Raw genomic sequence first — 16496 nt, 5'->3', positions numbered from 1 at the left:
AGACTCTTTCGTGTCCGATTCCCGGTCGAAACGGGTTTCGCTTTCCAGGTTTCCGCTTTCGCGTTTCCCTTTCCGGCGAGTCCGACTCTATCAGATCCTTTCGGGCCTGACCCCCAGTCAGTGGGGTTTGCCTTCCGGGCTGTTGGGCCCTTTCGGCGAGTGAGACAGTAGCGGATTCCTCGCCGCCGAACCTAATCGGCAGCTGCGTCCTGGAACGCGGATTCCTCATTCGCAAACACGCGTGAAAACGGCACGACACAATGCGTCGTTCGTTCGAATGTGTGGTGCGGAATCGCTGTCCGGGGACCGACCGGGGTCGGCGCTCACTTCGGACAACTCGAAGAACCTTACGGATCTGGCACATGCGTGTCAACCCTCGGCCGGCTCGGTTCGAAGGCGGAGTGGACCCCGCTCCGTCCTCGTCCCCCACGGTCTACGCTGGGTCCATGACTACGCACGTGCCCACGCTCAACCTGCGCTGGTGGGCCGCCTGACGGCGGCCTGACTTCTGCGAGCACGCACGCGCTCCACGGCCGCCGCTTCGGCGGCCGTTCTGTTTGCTCCCTCCCGGGAGTGGCTCGGTCGCCCCACGCGGCGGTCCTGACACCACTCACACCAGGGAGACGAGCACATGACGAGGATCTTCAGCGGGGTCAAGCCGACCGGGCACCTGACGCTGGGCAACTACCTCGGGGCCGTACGGCAGTGGGTCGCCGCCGACCAGGAGCCGGACGAGGCCCTGTTCTGCGTGGTCGACCTGCACGCGCTGACCGTCGAGCACGATCCGGCGCGCGTACGACGGCTCAGCAGGCAGGCGGCGACGCTGCTGCTCGCCTCCGGCCTCGATCCGCAGCGGTGCACGCTCTTCGTGCAGAGCCATGTCGACGAGCACACCCGGCTGGCGTACCTGCTGGAATGCACCGCCACCGACGGGGAGCTACGGCGGATGATCCAGTACCGCGAGAAGGCGGCGAGGGCACAGGCCGCCGGGGACGGGGTACGGCTGTCGTTGCTCACCTATCCCGTGCTGATGGCGGCGGACATCCTGGCCTACCGGACCGACGAGGTGCCGGTGGGCGAGGACCAGCGGCAGCACGTGGAGCTGACCCGGGACCTCGCGGTGCGGTTCAACCGGCGGTACGGGCCCACCTTCACCGTGCCGAGGGCGACGCACCCGGCGGTGGCGGCGCGGGTCATGGACCTGCAGGACCCGACGTCCAAGATGGGGAAGTCGCACGACAGCGCGGCGGGCATCGTCTACCTCCTCGACGAACCCGAGGTGGTCCGCAAGAAGGTGATGCGGGCCGTGACCGACGACGGGGTCGGCGGCGTGGTCCATGACCGCGAGGCCCGGCCCGGGGTCGCGAACCTGCTGGACGTCCTGGCCGCGTGCACGGGCGGCGATCCGGTGGCGCTGGCCGCCGACTACCAGGGATACGGGGCGTTGAAGCGGGACGTCGCCGACGCGGTGGTGGAACTGCTGCGGCCGGTGCGGGCGCGGCACGCCGAGCTGGCGGCGGATCCGGCGCAGGTGGACAAGGTGCTGCGGGAGGGGGCCGGCCGGGCCCGGGAGCTCGCCCGGCCGGTCGTGGACCGGGCCTCCGCGGCCATCGGCCTGCTCGCTCCTTAGCTGGTACGGGTACGGGCCCTTTCGCGCGGCGGCCCGTACCCGTAGGGGTACTCGCCCCTACGGGTACCGGTACCGGGGCGTCAGCTGTTGCCGGAAGCGAGCTCGCGGCTGCGGTCGCGGGCCGCTTCGAGGGCGGCGATCAGGGCCGCGCGGACGCCGTGCTTCTCCAGTTCCACGATCGCGTTGATCGTCGTACCGGCCGGAGAAGTGACGGCCTCGCGGAGTTTGACCGGGTGCTCGCCGCTGTCGCGGAGCATCACGGCGGCGCCGATGGCGGCCTGGACGATCAGGTCGTGCGCCTGCGCGCGCGGCAGGCCGAGGAGGATGCCGGCGTCGGTCATGGCCTCGACGAGGAAGTAGAAGTAGGCGGGGCCGGAGCCGGACAGGGCGGTGGCCGCGTCCTGCTGGGACTCGGGGACGCGCAGGGTCTTGCCGACGCTGCCGAAGATCTCCTCGGTGTGGAGGAGGTGGGCCGCGGTGGCGTGGCTGCCGGCGGAGATGACGGACATGGCCTCGTCGACGAGGGCCGGGGTGTTCGTCATGACGCGGACGACGGGGGTGCCGGGCGCGAAGCGCTCCTCGAAGAACGAGGTGGGGACGCCGGCGGCGCCGCTGATGACCAGGCGGTCGGTGGGGACGTGCGGGGCGAGCTCGTCGAGGAGCTTGCCCATGTCCTGCGGCTTGACCGTGAGGATGAGGGTGTCCGCGCGCTTGGCGGCCTCGGCGTTGCTGACCGCCTCGACGCCGTAGCGGGTACGGAGCTCCTCGGCCCGTTCGGCGCGGCGGGCGGTGACGAGGAGCTTGGAGGCGGGCCAGCCGCCGCGGATCATTCCGCTGAGCAGGGCCTCGCCGATCTTGCCGGTACCGAGGACTGCGACTGTCTGGGTCATGCCCGATTCACCTCGCCGTTCTTGCACGCGTACTGCTGATACGTCCTCATCCTTGCACTCGCGGGCCCGCGGGCGAGGGCGGTGTCCGGCCCGTGGGCATCAGGGCGTACGGCGGCGGAGGGTGGCCGCGCCGAGGGCGAGGACGAGCAGGGCGCAGCCGGCGACGACGACCGCGTCGCGGACGAAGTCGGTCGTCATGTCGGTGTGGATGAGGACCTCGGTCATGCCGTCGACGGCGTAGGACATGGGCAGCACGTCGGAGAGGCCTTCGAGGACCGGGTGCATGGTGTCGCGGGCCGCGAAGAGGCCGCAGAGCAGCAGTTGGGGGAAGATCACCGCCGGCATGAACTGGACGGCCTGGAACTCGGAGGCCGCGAAGGCGGAGACGAAGAGGCCGAGGGCGGTGCCGAGGAGCGCGTCGAGCAGGGCGACGAGCAGGAGCAGCCACGGCGAGCCGACCACGTCGAGGCCGAGGACCCAGAGGGCGAGGCCGGTGGCGAGGAGGGACTGGACGACGGCCACGGCGCCGAAGGCGAGGGCGTAGCCGGCGATGAATTCGCCCTTGCCCAGCGGCATGGCGAGGAGGCGTTCCAGGGTGCCGGAGGTGCGCTCGCGCAGGGTCGCGATGGAGGTCACCAGGAACATCGTGATCAGCGGGAAGATGCCGAGGAGGCCGGCGCCGACGCTGTCGAAGGTCCGGGGGCTGCCGTCGAAGACGAAGCGGAGCAGCGTCAGCATCAGTACGGGGACCAGGAGCATCAGCGCGATGGAGCGCGGGTCGTGGCGCAGCTGGCGCAGGACGCGGCCCGCGGTGGCGGCCGTACGGGAGAGGGCGGGCGCGAGGCGCGATCCGGCGGGGCGGTCACCGGCGGGCGGGGGGCCGGTCGGGGACGGGCCGGCGGGTGCGGGGACGGTCGGGCCGGCCGGGGACGGGCCGGCGGGTGCGGGGACGGCGTTCATCGGCTCTGCTCCCGGGTGGTGGCGGTGGCGGCGGCGTTCGCGTTCGCGTCGTCGACGAGGCGGAGGAAGCCTTCTTCGACGGTGGTGGAGCGGGTGCGGGTACGTAGTGCCTCGGGGGTGCCGTCGGCGAGGATCCGGCCCTCGCGCATGAGCAGCAGGTCGTGGCACCGCTCGGCCTCGTCCATCACGTGGGAGGAGACGAGGATGGTGGTGCCGCGGGTGGCGGCGATGTCGTGGAAGAGGTTCCACAGATCGCGGCGCAGGACGGGGTCGAGACCGACGGTGGGTTCATCGAGGACCAGCAGCTCGGGGGTGCCGAGCAGGGCGACGGCGAGGGAGACGCGGCTGCGCTGGCCGCCGGAGAGCCGGCCGGCGAGGGCGTCGGCGCGGGTGGCGAGGTCGACGTCGGTGAGGGCGCGGGTGACGGCGGCGGCGCGGCGGTCGGCGGCGGCGCGGCCCGGGTCGAGGACGGCGGCGAAGTAGTCGAGGTTCTGGCGGACGGTGAGGTCGTCGTAGACGGAAGGCGCCTGGGTGACGTAACCGATGCGGGAGCGGAGCCGGGGGTGTCCGGCCGGGAGGCCGAGGACGTCGAGGGTGCCGGTGACGTTGGCCTGGGTGCCGACGACGGCGCGCATCAGGGTGGACTTTCCGCAGCCGGAGGGGCCGAGGAGGCCGGTGATGCGGCCGCGGGGGACGTCGAAGGCGATGTCGTCGAGGACGGTGCGGAGGGTGCGGGGGGTGCCGCGGCGGACGGTCAGGGCGCGGGCGTGGACGGCGGGTGGGGGTGGGGTCGTGTGCGGCACGGGCTGGTTATTCATCATGTGATGAATAATGCTCCTGGGGGTGGCGCGCGTCAACAGGTCCGGACCGGCTCGGGCCCCGCGCCCCGGCGCTCCGGCGCCAGCGGGACCGGTCGCCCGGGCACGCCTCCGCCCGAACCGGCACCCGGACACCGACGGGGAGGAATACGGCCCCGGCGGCCGATCGCACCGGCCCGGCCGGGCCTCGCTCCGCCCCAACCGGCACCCCGGACATCGACGGGGAGGAAACCGCCGGAGGGCCGGTCGCACCGGCACGGCCCGCCAACACCCCACCGGTCGGAGGACAGCCCGGGGGCCGGTCGCACCGGCACGGCCCGCCAACACCCCACCGCTCGGAGGACGGCCCGGGGGCCGGTCGCACCGGCGCGGTTCAAAGACCGGGGCTCCGCCCCGGACCCCGCGCCTCAAACGCCGGCGAGGCTGAATATGCCCGGAGTGCGCCTGGCGGCCTGGATTGCCCGAAGGGCAACTCCAGCCCCGCCGTTGGACGGAGGCGAGGGCATTCGCCATGACGGGCTTTACCGGCGTGACTTTCAGCCACGCCGGCAATGCGTGGGCGTATGGGCGAGCCCAGGGGAATTCAGCCCCGCCGGCGTTTGCGGCACGGGCGCGAAGCGCCGCAATGGGCCCAGGGCGGAGCCCCGGCCATAGCCCCGCCGCGTTTGAGGCGAACCATCTCAGCCTCGCCGGCGTTGGAGGCGAACCATCTCAGCCCCGCCGGCGATTGAGGCGCGGGCGGAGCGCCGTAACGGGCCTGTGGCGGAGCCCGAACCCGAGCCCCGCCGGCGATTGAGGCGGACCACCTCAGCCCCGCCGGCGATTGAGGCGGACCACCTCAGCCCCGCCGGCGATTGAGGCGAGCAACCTCAGCCCCGCCGGCGATCGAGGCGCAAGGTACGGGATGGAGCCCGGCCCTGGCGATTGAGGCGGCGCGGAGCGGCGTGAGGGGTCGGGGCCGAAGTCTCGGGGCGGCACGGGCAGGCTGGGCCGACCGCAGCCCGGCCACGCCGGCGGTTGCGGCGCGGGCGGGGAGCGCCGTAGGGGGTTCGGGGCCAGGGCCCCGGGAGTGGTGGCGGCGAAGCCGGGTTACTTCTTGCGCTTCGGGCGGCGGGTGGCCGGGTTGCCCGTACGGGTGCTGCGGCGGCGAAGGAATTCGGCCGAGGCGCGCTCGTACTCGGCTCGGCGCAGCTTCTCGCCCGGGGCCTCGCTCAGGGAGCGGATGAAGTACGCGATGAGCGAGCCGATGAAGCCGATGGTCTTGAGCCCCTTGAGCGCGGCCTCGTCGGACGACGGCGCCGGGCGACGGCTGAAAGACTCCCAGGTCTTGCCGAAGGCGATGGAACTGGCGATCGCGAAGAGGACGACGACGGAGATGCTCAGGAACGGGCCGACATTGCCGAGCTCCAGGCCCTCGTAGGCGAAGCGCAGCAGATACGCGGCGCTGAAGGCACCGGCGAGCGAGCCGACGGCGACGCCGACGCGGCGCAGGGCGTAGGTGCCGTCGTGGTTCACCCAGGTGGTGCCGAAGAAGCGGATCGGCTCGGGCTCGGGGCCGGGGGGAGCCGTCGCGGCCGGGGCCGGGGCCGCTTCGGCGGGGGTCTGGTCTCGCTGGTCGTCGCTCACACCAGCGATTATCCCCGGCCGGCGGCCCGGACCGGGCGCGTCCCGCGTGGCGGAACGCTCCGGCCCGAGCCCGGCGGCACAACCGCCCCACGGTCCGGCGGCACAGCGGCCCCACGGCTCTGCGGCCGCGCGGTCGGGGTCAGGCGCAGCGGGCGGCGACGTAGCCGTCGCTGCCCGTCTTCACGTACGCGTCCGAGACGAAACGGCCGTTGCCGATGCTGTCCCAGATGTTCGTGGTGCCGTACGGGCCGCTGATGTTCGTACCGGGGCACTGGCAGCGGATCGTGACGTACCCGCCGGCCGGCAGGACGTCGATGATCGAGTAGTTGGTGCCGGGACCGCTGCGCACATTGACCCGGTAGCCGGGTGCGAGCGGGAACGTCGGAAGGCTCGCGGTGGCGGCGGCGGTCGGGACTTGGCTGGAATCGTTCTCAACGGACATGTGGAAACTCCCCCCTTGGGCGTTGCTCGGCGCAACGCGCGCAGGGTAGCAGGACCTTGGATGTCCGCACGGGCCATGGACTAGGCTCCGGCGGGGGTGGTGAGCGGTGCATTCGCTGCGCGCGGACTACGCGGGGTTTCCGGAATACGCCGGGCAGTACCGGCTCGAATCCGTGCTCGGCTCCGGGGGTATGGGGGTCGTCCACCTGGCCGCCTCCAGCTCCGGTCTGAAACTCGCCGTCAAGGTCGTACACGCCGAGCACGCGGCGGATCCCGAGTTCCGGGCCCGGTTCCGGCAGGAGGTCGCGGCCGCCCGCCGGGTGAGCGGGGCGTTCACCGCGCCCGTCGTGGACGCCGATCCCGATGCCGGACGGCCCTGGATGGCCACGCTCTTCATCGACGCGCCGACGCTGGCCGAGCGGGTACGGGAACGGGTGCTGGACTCCGTGGAGCTGACCCGGCTGGCCGCGGGTCTGGCCGAGGCCCTGCGGGACATCCACCGGGCGGGCGTCGTGCACCGGGACCTGAAACCGAGCAACGTCCTGATGGCTCCGGACGGGGTCCGTGTCATCGACTTCGGCATCTCGCGCCCGGCCGACAGCGACCTGAGGACCGAGACCGGCAAGCTGATCGGGACGCCGCCGTTCATGGCGCCGGAGCAGTTCCAGCGGCCCCGGGACGTGGGTACGGCCGCCGACGTGTTCGCGCTGGGGGCGGTCCTGGTGCACGCCGCGACCGGGCGGGGGCCCTTCGACTCCGACAGCCACTACCTGGTGGCGTACCAAGTGGTGCACAGTGAGCCCGATCTGACGGGGCTGCCGCGGCGGCTCGCCCCGATCGTGGCCCGGTGCCTGGCGAAGGATCCCGCGGAACGGCCGACGGCCGACGCCCTGATCGCGGAGATGCGCGCCGTCGCCTACCCCACCGCCGAGGACACCCAGGCCTTCATACCGCAGCCGCGACGGCCCCCGGCGGGCCGGCCCTCGGCGGACGGGGAGGCCACGCACCGGCGGGAACGGCTCCCGACGGGCGGGGAAGACGCTGCGGGCGTGGGAGACGCGGCGGGCGCCGCCGGCACAACCGGCGGTCACGGACGGCGCCGGCCCGCGCTGTGGGCGGTGGGGCTCGGAGTGCTGCTCGCGGCCGGGGCGGTCGGGGGCTACGCGTGGTCCGGTCCCGGCGCGGAGGCCTCGGGGCGGCCCGCGGCCGCGGCGGCCGGGACACCGGGCGCCGGCTCCGGGACGGGGGCAGCGCCGGCGGGGAAGCCGTTCACCCCCTGGGCGGTGCCGCTGGGCGGCCACACCGCGTCCTGCTCGGCGGCGGCCGGCGGCGTGTACTGCTCGGGGCGCGGGCTGGCCGCGGCCCGGCTCGACCCCGCGGACGGATCGGTGACGTGGGCGGTGCGCTCCGCCGCGCCGGCCCCGGCGGCGGTGACGGACAGTACGCCGCTGCACGCGGCGGGGGTGGTCCTGGCGGTGGCACCCGGCAGCGAACTGCTCCAGGCGCTGGACCCCGGCACCGGTGCGGAGCGCTGGCAGCGCAGACTCCCGGGCGGTGCGCGGGTCGTGACCGCGGGCCCGTACGTCCTCACGGTGGCGGCCGACGGGGCGGTCACCGCCCTCGACGCGGCGAGCGGTGCCCAGCGCTGGACGAAGCGGATCGGCGGGGCGGGATCCCTGTGGTGGAGCGGGCCGGGCGGCTCGGGGACCCCCGTGCTCTACGCGGCGACGCCCGACGCGGCCGGCGGATCGACCCTGCTGGCGGAGGTGGATCCGGTGACCGGAGCCGTGGTCCGCCAGACCCGGGCCCCGGGAAGGCTGCGCCCGGTCGGGGTGGCGGGCGGCTCGGTGTACCTGCTGGACAACGACTCGGGGGTCAGGACGAGCGCCGTCGTACGGGTGGACGCGGCGACCCTGGCGGTGCACCGCGTACGGCTGTCGGAGCCGCTGTTCGAGGCGGAGGCGACCGTGGGCGCGGACGGAACGGTCTACGCGGTGGAGAGCAGGGGCGGGCTGGTGGCGGTCGGACCGGAGAAGGAGCGGTGGCGGCTGGAGACCGGCGCGGGCGCCGCCTCCCGGCCGGTGGCCGCCGACGGGCGCGTGTACCTGACGGCGCAGGACGGGCGGTTGCTGAGCGTGGACGCGGCGGCCGGCCGGTTCGCGGGGCAGACGAAGCCCCGGATGGGAACGGGCCAGGGCTCCTTCAGCGCGACCCTGCCCGCGCCGGTGGCGGCCGACGGGCGGGTGTACGCGTCCGCGCCCGACGGCTCGGTGTTCGCGGTGGCGGCGGCGGACCCCACCGGCGCGGGCCCCACCGGCGCGGGCCCCACCGGCGGCTGACACCGGCACCGCGCGGGCGCCCCGGACGCCCCGCCCGGACGCCGCGCGCAGATGCCCCGAGCGGGCGCCGGTACCGCGACGGCCCCGTCCGAACAGCAGGTCCGGGGGGGGCCGTTCCCGTAACGGAGGGAGGGGTCAGGGAAGCAGGCTCACGTCGCGGACCGCGCCCTTGTCGGCGCTGGTGGCCATGGCGGCGTAGGCGCGCAGCGCGGCCGAGACCTTGCGCTCGCGGTTCTTCGGCGCGTACACGCCGCCGAGGGCCTCGCGGCGCTCGGCCAGGGTGGCGTCGTCGACGAGGAGCTCGATCGAGCGGTTGGGGATGTCGATCCGGATCCGGTCACCGTCCTCGACCAGGGCGATGGTGCCGCCCGAGGCGGCCTCCGGGGAGGCGTGGCCGATGGACAGGCCCGAGGTGCCGCCGGAGAAGCGGCCGTCCGTCACCAGGGCGCAGACCTTGCCGAGGCCGCGGCCCTTGAGGAAGGAGGTCGGGTAGAGCATCTCCTGCATACCGGGGCCGCCGCGCGGGCCCTCGTAGCGGATGACGACGACGTCGCCGGCCTTGATCTCCTTGCGCAGGATCTTGTCGACGGCCTCGTCCTGCGACTCGCAGACGACCGCCGGGCCCTCGAAGGTCCAGATCGACTCGTCGACGCCGGCCGTCTTCACGACGCAGCCGTCGACCGCGATGTTGCCGCGCAGGACGGCGAGGCCGCCGTCCTTGGAGTACGCGTGCTGCACGGAGCGGATGCAGCCGCCCTCGGCGTCGAGGTCGAGGGTGTCCCAGCGCTCGGACTGGGAGAACGCGGTCGCGGACCGCACGCAGCCGGGAGCCGCGTGCCACAGCTCCATGGCCGTGTCGGACGCCGTGCCGGAGCGGGCGTCCCACGCGCCGAGCCAGTCCTCCAGGCCGTCCGAGTGGACGGTGGTGACGTTCTTGTTGAGGAGCCCGCCGCGGTGGAGCTCGCCGAGGATGGCGGGGATGCCGCCGGCGCGGTGGATGTCCTCCATGTAGTACGTGCCGCCGGGCGCCACGTTCGGCGCGACCTTGGCCAGGCACGGGACGCGGCGCGAGACCTCGTCGATGTCGGTGAGGTCGTAGTCCAGACCGGCTTCCTGCGCCGCGGCCAGCAGGTGCAGGATCGTGTTGGTGGAGCCGCCCATGGCGATGTCGAGGGCCATGGCGTTCTCGAAGGCCTCGCGGGTGGCGATGGCGCGCGGCAGGACCGACTCGTCGCCGTCCTCGTAGTAGCGCTTGGTGATCTCCACGACCGTCCGGCCGGCGTCCTCGTACAGGGCGCGGCGGGCGGTGTGCGTGGCGAGGACCGAGCCGTTGCCCGGCAGGGCCAGGCCGATGGCCTCGGCGAGGCAGTTCATGGAGTTGGCGGTGAACATGCCCGAACACGACCCGCAGGTCGGACAGGCGTTCTCCTCGATCCGCAGCACGTCCTCGTCGGAGACGTTCTCGTTGGAGGCCTCGACCATGGCGTCGATCAGGTCGAGCTTGCGGACGGTGCCGTCGACGAGGATGGCCTGCCCGGCCTCCATCGGACCGCCGGAGACGAACACGACCGGGATGTTGAGCCGCATCGCGGCCATCAGCATGCCCGGGGTGATCTTGTCGCAGTTGGAGATGCAGATCAGTGCGTCGGCGCAGTGCGCCTCGACCATGTACTCCACGGAGTCCGCGATGAGGTCGCGCGAGGGCAGCGAGTACAGCATCCCGCCGTGCCCCATGGCGATGCCGTCGTCGACGGCGATCGTGTTGAACTCGCGCGGGATGGCGCCCGCGGCCCGGATGGCGTCCGAGACGATCCGGCCGACCGGCGCGAGGTGGGTGTGGCCGGGGACGAACTCGGTGAAGGAGTTGGCGACCGCGATGATCGGCTTGCCGATGTCCTCGCTCGCTACGCCCGACGCACGCATAAGGGCGCGTGCGCCCGCCATGTTGCGGCCGTGGGTGACGGTGCGGGACCTCAGCTCGGGCATCGGGTTCACTTCCCATGAGTGCGGTCGGCCTTGCGGGCGCGGCCGCGACTGTAGATATGAATCAGTTACGAGGCTACGCCCCTCGCCGGGGACACGGACGGGCTGTCCGGATGCCGGGACGCGCGGCTCATTCCTCGGTCAGGTACCGCTGGAGCGTCGGAGCCACCAGGGCGACGATGTCCTCCGGGTCCGCCGAGGCGAGGGGCTCGACCTGGACGACGTAGCGCAGCAGCGCGATGCCGATCATGTGCGAGGCGGCCAGTTCGGCCCGGAACGTCGGGTCCGGAACGTCCAGGTCGGCGGCGACCCGCTCCAGGACGCGGCGCAGGATCAGCCCGCGCAGGACCTTGGCCGCCGCCTCGTGGGTGAGGGCGGAGCGCAGGACGGCGAGCAGCGGGGCCCGGCTGACCGGGTTCTCCCAGATGCCGAGGAAGTAGCGGGCGAGACGCTCGCCGATGCCGTCCGGGCCCGCGCCGATGATCGCCGGGACCACGAGGGCCGGCTCCATGCTGACCTCGATGGCGGCGGCGAAGAGGTCGTCCTTGCTGCCGAAGTAGTGGTGGACCAGGGCCGGGTCCACGCCCGCGGCCTTGGCGATGCCGCGTACGGAGGTCTTGTCGTAGCCGCGCGCGGCGAACTCCGAGCGGGCGGCGAGGCGGATCCGCTCCTGGGTACCGGGCCCCTCCTCGGCCTCGTCCTGACGGGGCCGCCCGGGCCCGCGGCGGCGGGGCTTCGCCGGCTCGGCGGTCACGGGCGGCGGGCCGGGGGCCGCGGGGAGGCGGGCGCGGCAGGAGAGGCAGGTGCGGCGGCGAGGTGCAGGCGGGTGAAGGCCAGCGCCTCGGCGAGGTCGGCCTCGCGCTCGGCGGAGGACATGGCGCGCCGCGTGTTGACCTCGATCACCACGTGCCCGTCGAAGGAGGTCCGGGCGAGCCGCTCCAGCAGCTCGGCGCAGGGCTGCGTACCGCGTCCCGGAACCAGGTGCTCGTCCTTGGCGGACCCGTTCCCGTCGGCGAGGTGGATGTGCGCGAGCCGGTCGCCCATCCGGTCGATCATCGCGGTGGCGTCCGTGCGGGCGGTCGCCGTGTGCGACAGGTCGACGGTGAAGTGCCGGTAGTCGTCCTTGGTCACGTCCCACTCGGGCGCGTACGCGAGCATCTCGCGGTCGCGGTAGCGCCACGGGTACATGTTCTCGACGGCGAAGCGGACGTCGGTCTCGTCGGCCATCCGCCAGATCCCGCTGACGAAGTCCCGCGAGTACTGCCGCTGCCACCGGAACGGCGGGTGCACGACGACGGTGGACGCCCCCAGCCGCTCGGCGGCGGCCCGGGCGCGCTGGAGCTTGGTCCACGGGTCGGTGGACCAGACCCGCTGGGTGATGAGGAGACAGGGCGCGTGCACGGCCAGGATCGGCACCCGGTGCCGGTCCGAGAGCCGCCGCAGGGCGTCCACGTCCTGGCTGACCGGGTCCGTCCAGACCATGACCTCGACGCCGTCGTAACCGAGGCGCGCGGCGATCTCGAAGGCGGTCGCCGTGGACTCCGGATACACGGAGGCCGTGGAGAGCGCGACCTTCGCGGTCGGTACGCGGACTGGTTCTGCCACGGACACAGGGTACGGTCCCCCCGCACCGCCCGTATGTGAAGACCCTCACGCCCCGGGCCCGTAGCGATCGTGCGCCGCCTGCTCCCCACCGGGGACGGGAGTCGGACGCCGCGAGATGAGGAGCGCGTGGCGAGCTGACGCGCGCATGCCTCGCGGGAGGGCTCCTGGTCGGCACCGGTCCGGTCCGGGCCCCTGCCGCGCCCGCCGGTCCCGTGCTACTCCCCCACCTCCGGCGGCATGTGGTCCAGGCGGCGCAGGATCACGCCCTCCCTGAGGGCCCACGGACAGATCTCCAGTTGGTCGACCCCGAAGAGGTCCATCGCGCCCTCCGCCACCAGCGCGCCCGCCAGCAGCTGGTTGGCGCGCCCCTCCGAGACGCCCGGCAGGGCGCTGCGCTGGGCCGTGGTCATCGCCGCCAGGCGCGGGACCCATTCCTCCAGGGACTTGCGGGTGAGGTCCCGCTGCACGTAGAGGCCGTCCGCCGAGCGCGCCGCGCCCGCGATGCGGGCCAGCTGCTTGAACGTCTTCGACGTCGCCACCACGTGGTCCGGCGCCCCGAAGCGGTTGAACTCCCGTACCGTGCGCGCGATCTGCGCCCGCACATGGCGGCGCAGCGCGCGGATGTCGGAGGCGTCCGGCGGGTCGCCGGGGAGCCAGTTCGCCGTCAGGCGGCCCGCGCCCAGCGGCAGGGAAACGGCCGCGTCCGGGTCCTCGTCGATGCCGTACGCGATCTCCAGCGAGCCGCCGCCGATGTCGAGGACCAGCAGTTTCCCGGCCGACCAGCCGAACCAGCGGCGGGCGGCCAGGAAGGTCAGCCGGGCCTCGTCCTCACCGCTCAGGACGGGGAGGTCGACGCCCGTCTCCCGCTTCACCCGGGCCAGTACCTCGTCCGCGTTCGTGGCCTCGCGCACCGCGCTGGTCGCGAACGGCAGGACGTCCTCGCACCCCTTGTCCTCGGCGGCCTGCACGGCCCCACCGATCACCGAGACGAGGCGCTCGACCCCCTCGGGCGTGACGGCCCCGCGCTCGTCGAGGAGCTCCGCCAGCCGCATCTCCACCTTGTGCGAGTACGCGGGCTGGGGGCGCGCACCGGGGTGCGCGTCCACCACCAGCAGATGGATCGTGTTCGAACCCACATCAAGGACACCGAGTCTCATAGGGGGGAACGCTACTGCGACGAACGCGAGGGGGTTGTGTAAGGGGCGCTTAGGCTTGGGATTGTGCCGAATACGAAGAAGGACGCGGGCAAGGGCAGCACCACCGAAGCCGAGACCGGGGCCGAAGGCGGAGCCGGAGCCGCTGCGGGGGCCGGAGCCGCGGTCGGGATCGCGGCCGCGGGAGGAGCCGCGGTCACGGGCGCGGCCGAGACCGCGGCCGGAGCCGTCGTCAAAACCAAGGGCAAGGGCAAAGGCAAGGGCAAAGCCGGCGCCGGGGCCGGGGACAGCGACGCAGTGAAGCCCCGGGCAAAGACGAAGACGAAGACGAAGCGCAAGCCCGAGATCGCCGTCGTCCCCGACGAGAAGGGTCTCGACTTCCCCCGCGCCTGGGTGGAGTTCCCCGACCCCGCCGACGACGAGCAGGTCTTCCGCTGCGACCTGACCTGGCTGACCTCCCGCTGGACCTGCATCTTCGGCAGTGGCTGCCAGGGCATCCAGCCGGGCCGGGCGGACGACGGCTGCTGCACGCTCGGTGCGCACTTCTCCGACGAGGACGACGAGAAGCGCGTCGCGCGGCACGTGGCGCGGTTGACGCCCGAGGTGTGGCAGTTCCATGACGTCGGCAGCGAGTCCGGGTGGACGCAGGCCGACGAGGACGGGGAGAAGCAGACCCGCCGCTGGGACGGGGCGTGCATCTTCCTCAACCGGCCGGGCTTCCCCGCCGGGGCGGGCTGCTCGCTGCACATCCTGGCCGTACGGGAGGGCCGCGAGCCGCTGGAGACGAAGCCCGACGTCTGCTGGCAGCTGCCGATCCGCCGCACGTACGACTGGATCGACCGGCCCGACGACACCCGCGTGCTCCAGGTGTCGATCGGGGAGTACGACCGGCGCGGGTGGGGGCCGGGAGGCCACGACCTGCACTGGTGGTGCACGTCGGCGACCTCCGCGCACGGCGCCGGGGAGCCGGTGTACGTGTCGTACCGCCCCGAGCTGACGGAGCTGATGGGCAAGGAGGGTTACGAGGCCCTGGTGGAACTCTGCGAGGCGCGCCTGGCCTCCCTGCTGCCGATGGCTCCGCACCCGGCCGACCCCGCCTAGGCCACGGCGCCCCCGCCGTCCCCTACGACGCAGGCCCGGGCAGCTGTGGAGTCGGTTCGTCGCCCTCGGCGGGCGGGGCCGCCGTCGCGCCCGGCGGGTCGGTCGGGGTGGGGGTGGGGGTCGGGGCCGGGGTGCTCGGCTCCGGCGGGGTCGGGGTGGGCGTGGGGGTCGGGGCCGGGTCCGGGGTCGGCGCCGGAGGCGGGCGCGGGGGGTCGTCGGGCGTCGCGGGCGCGGGGCGGCCGCGACCGCGGATGGAGACCACCGCGCCGCCGGGGTCCACGCCGACCCGGGCCGACCAGGCGCCGACGGGCTGCGAATGGGTGTCCACGGAGATCATCAGAGTGATCGATTCTCCGGGCGCCAGCGTTCCCGCCGTCCGGCCGGCCCGCAGCCACGGCGCGTCGGACCAGAGCCGCCAGTCCACGGGTGCACCGCCGGAGGCGGTGAGGGTGAGCACGGTGGTGGTGCCGTGCGAGGACGCGGCCACGGTGAGGCGGCCGGGCGCGCCGGGACGGGCCGGGCCGGGGGTGACCGGCGGGCCGGCGCTGATCACTTCGACGGAGATGTCGGAGTCCGCGCTGCCCGGGGCGAAGCCGGGGCCGTTGGTGGTGACGGCGGCGTTGCCGGCGTTCTCGTACGCGGTCAGCGGGCGGCCGTCTACGCGCGGCGGCTCGATCTCGGACTCGTTGGCGGAGATCCGGGTGGTGGTGTCGCCGCCGACCGGTTCGCCGGTGCCTGGTCCGCCCCGGTACGCCGCCCACAGCGCCAGCACCGGTGCCGCGACGACGGTGGCGACGACGGTGGTGGTCACCGCCCGGGCGCGCAGCCGGTCACGGCGGGCCGCGCGGTCCTTGGGGTCCATCGGGAAGCCGGTGCGGTCGAAGCGCGGGCCGGAACCCCGTCCGCGGCCGCGCCCGGCGCGGAGCATCGCGGCGTGGACGGCGGTACGGGGGGCGGGTACCAGTGGGAGGGCGGCCGTGTCGATGTCCCCGGAGCCGGGCCAGGGGGCGGCGGCGCCGACCCGTTCGGCGACGCGGCGGCAGCGGGGGCAGTCGTCGACGTGGCGTACGAGCTCGGCGCGCAGGGTGGTGGACAGCAGGACCTGGCCGTCCCCGGTCAGGCGGGACACGGTGGGGCAGCCGCCGGTCTCCACGACGGCGAGGGCGGCGCGGGTGCGTTCGACCTCGCAGGCGGCGCCGGACAGCAGCTCCCGGGCGGCCGCGGGGCGCGTGCCGAGCACGGCGGCGAGTTCGGGGACGCCGAGGCGGTGGCGGACGGCGAGTTCCAGGGCCTCGCGCTGCTCGGGCGTGGTGCCGGCGGCCTCCGGCCAGGCGAGGCGGGCCAGCTCGGTACGGCGGTACGCGCTCACGTCAAGGGTGCGTCGGGCGTCCGGGTCGGGCGCACGGTCCTCGTCCGTGTGCACCGGCGCGCGCCGGGCGGAATGCGCTCCCTGGCGCGTGCGCCGTCTTTCGGCGAGCCGGCGGAGGCAGCCCCAGCGGGCGAGGGCGTACAGCCAGGCCCGCCGGTCCCCTTCGTCGGGGCAGCGGCCGGGGTGCCGCTCCGCCACGGCAAGGACGTCACCGAGCACGTCGGTGGCGGTGTCGTGGTCGCAGAGGACCGACAGGCAGTAGGTGAACAGGCCGTCGAGGTAGGGCTCGTGGCGGAAGGGGGGCGGCTGCTCCCCTTCGAGGGGCGTGCGCCCGTGCGCCCGGTGTGCGCCGGTGCGCGGTGAGGGGTGTGCCTGGTTGCTGCTGTTCACCTGGCGACCGTAGGCGGCGCGCCGGTGATGCCTCGGAAGCCTTCCGCAGTTTTAGCCCTTACGGGTGAACAGATCGGCGGCCCGCTGACGCGCACCCTGACGCCGGGTCGCCTGCGGCGGGCACCGGGCGGGGCGCGGGCCGGGCCGGGCGGGGGCCCGGCCCCGCCGCCGGCGCCGCCCGTCGTTGCCC

13 protein-coding genes are annotated in these 16496 nt (G+C 74.0%); 3 read left to right on the top strand and 10 right to left on the bottom strand.

Translation table 11 applies throughout. The features are described from left to right. The first annotated feature begins 631 nt into the window (after positions 1–631). Positions 632–1630 carry a tryptophan--tRNA ligase gene (trpS, locus tag ACWFQ8_RS32545; RefSeq protein ID WP_453789886.1) on the top strand — a complete coding sequence of 333 codons (999 nt, stop codon included), beginning with the start codon at positions 632–634 and terminating at the stop codon, positions 1628–1630. Between the two features lie 80 nt (positions 1631–1710). On the opposite strand, the gene proC is transcribed toward trpS, so the two are convergent. The 5 genes from proC to ACWFQ8_RS32520 all read right to left on the bottom strand — a co-directional run bounded on the left by proC (position 1711) and on the right by ACWFQ8_RS32520 (position 6366). Then, positions 1711–2520 (bottom strand): pyrroline-5-carboxylate reductase, encoded by an 810-nt coding sequence (gene proC / locus ACWFQ8_RS32540; RefSeq protein ID WP_453789885.1) that lies wholly within the window; start codon positions 2518–2520, stop codon positions 1711–1713. A gap of 99 nt (positions 2521–2619) precedes the next feature. Beyond that, positions 2620–3480 (bottom strand): ABC transporter permease, encoded by an 861-nt coding sequence (locus ACWFQ8_RS32535; RefSeq protein WP_453789884.1) that lies wholly within the window; start codon positions 3478–3480, stop codon positions 2620–2622. After that, positions 3477–4301: an ABC transporter ATP-binding protein gene (locus ACWFQ8_RS32530; protein WP_453789883.1), complete on the bottom strand. Its 825-nt coding sequence runs from the start codon at positions 4299–4301 to the stop codon at positions 3477–3479. The genes ACWFQ8_RS32535 and ACWFQ8_RS32530 overlap by 4 nt, the downstream gene beginning before the upstream one ends. A 1086-nt stretch (positions 4302–5387) precedes the next feature. After that, the gene (locus ACWFQ8_RS32525) at positions 5388–5924 is read right to left on the bottom strand and encodes a hypothetical protein (RefSeq protein WP_453789882.1); all 537 of its coding nucleotides are present in this window, start codon (positions 5922–5924) and stop codon (positions 5388–5390) included. 139 nt (positions 5925–6063) lie between these two features. Further along, a complete protein-coding gene (locus ACWFQ8_RS32520) occupies positions 6064–6366 on the bottom strand; it encodes an SH3 domain-containing protein (protein ID WP_453789881.1) in 303 nt (100 codons plus the stop codon). A 106-nt stretch (positions 6367–6472) separates the two neighbouring features. Between ACWFQ8_RS32520 and ACWFQ8_RS32515 the strand changes: the two genes are divergently transcribed. After that, positions 6473–8704 (top strand): protein kinase domain-containing protein, encoded by a 2232-nt coding sequence (locus tag ACWFQ8_RS32515; protein ID WP_453789880.1) that lies wholly within the window; start codon positions 6473–6475, stop codon positions 8702–8704. A gap of 135 nt (positions 8705–8839) precedes the next feature. On the opposite strand, the gene ilvD is transcribed toward ACWFQ8_RS32515, so the two are convergent. The 4 genes from ilvD to ACWFQ8_RS32495 form a co-directional block, all read right to left on the bottom strand. Beyond that, a complete protein-coding gene (gene ilvD, locus ACWFQ8_RS32510; protein ID WP_453789879.1) occupies positions 8840–10690 on the bottom strand; it encodes a dihydroxy-acid dehydratase in 1851 nt (616 codons plus the stop codon). Between the two features lie 127 nt (positions 10691–10817). Then, positions 10818–11441 carry a TetR/AcrR family transcriptional regulator gene (locus ACWFQ8_RS32505; protein ID WP_453789878.1) on the bottom strand — a complete coding sequence of 208 codons (624 nt, stop codon included), beginning with the start codon at positions 11439–11441 and terminating at the stop codon, positions 10818–10820. Next, the gene (locus ACWFQ8_RS32500; RefSeq protein WP_453789877.1) at positions 11438–12292 is read right to left on the bottom strand and encodes a sugar phosphate isomerase/epimerase family protein; all 855 of its coding nucleotides are present in this window, start codon (positions 12290–12292) and stop codon (positions 11438–11440) included. The genes ACWFQ8_RS32505 and ACWFQ8_RS32500 overlap by 4 nt, the downstream gene beginning before the upstream one ends. Positions 12293–12507: 215 nt before the next feature. Then, complete coding sequence (locus tag ACWFQ8_RS32495) at positions 12508–13449, bottom strand: Ppx/GppA phosphatase family protein (RefSeq protein WP_453789876.1); 942 nt, start codon at positions 13447–13449, stop codon at positions 12508–12510. A gap of 342 nt (positions 13450–13791) precedes the next feature. On the opposite strand from ACWFQ8_RS32495, the gene ACWFQ8_RS32490 reads away from it, so the two are divergent. Continuing rightward, positions 13792–14547, top strand: coding sequence for a hypothetical protein (locus tag ACWFQ8_RS32490; RefSeq protein WP_453789887.1), 756 nt, complete (start codon positions 13792–13794; stop codon positions 14545–14547). Positions 14548–14569: 22 nt separating this feature from the next. Here the strand turns inward: ACWFQ8_RS32490 and ACWFQ8_RS32485 are convergent, their stop codons facing one another. Further along, positions 14570–16306 (bottom strand): BACON domain-containing protein, encoded by a 1737-nt coding sequence (locus tag ACWFQ8_RS32485; RefSeq protein WP_453789875.1) that lies wholly within the window; start codon positions 16304–16306, stop codon positions 14570–14572. Between the last annotated feature and the right edge of the window lie 190 nt (positions 16307–16496).

The organism is Streptomyces sp. NPDC055254, assembly GCF_053606025.1.
The sequence above is the reverse complement of the archived record's forward strand: the minus strand, read 5'-3'. Positions and strand labels throughout refer to the sequence as shown.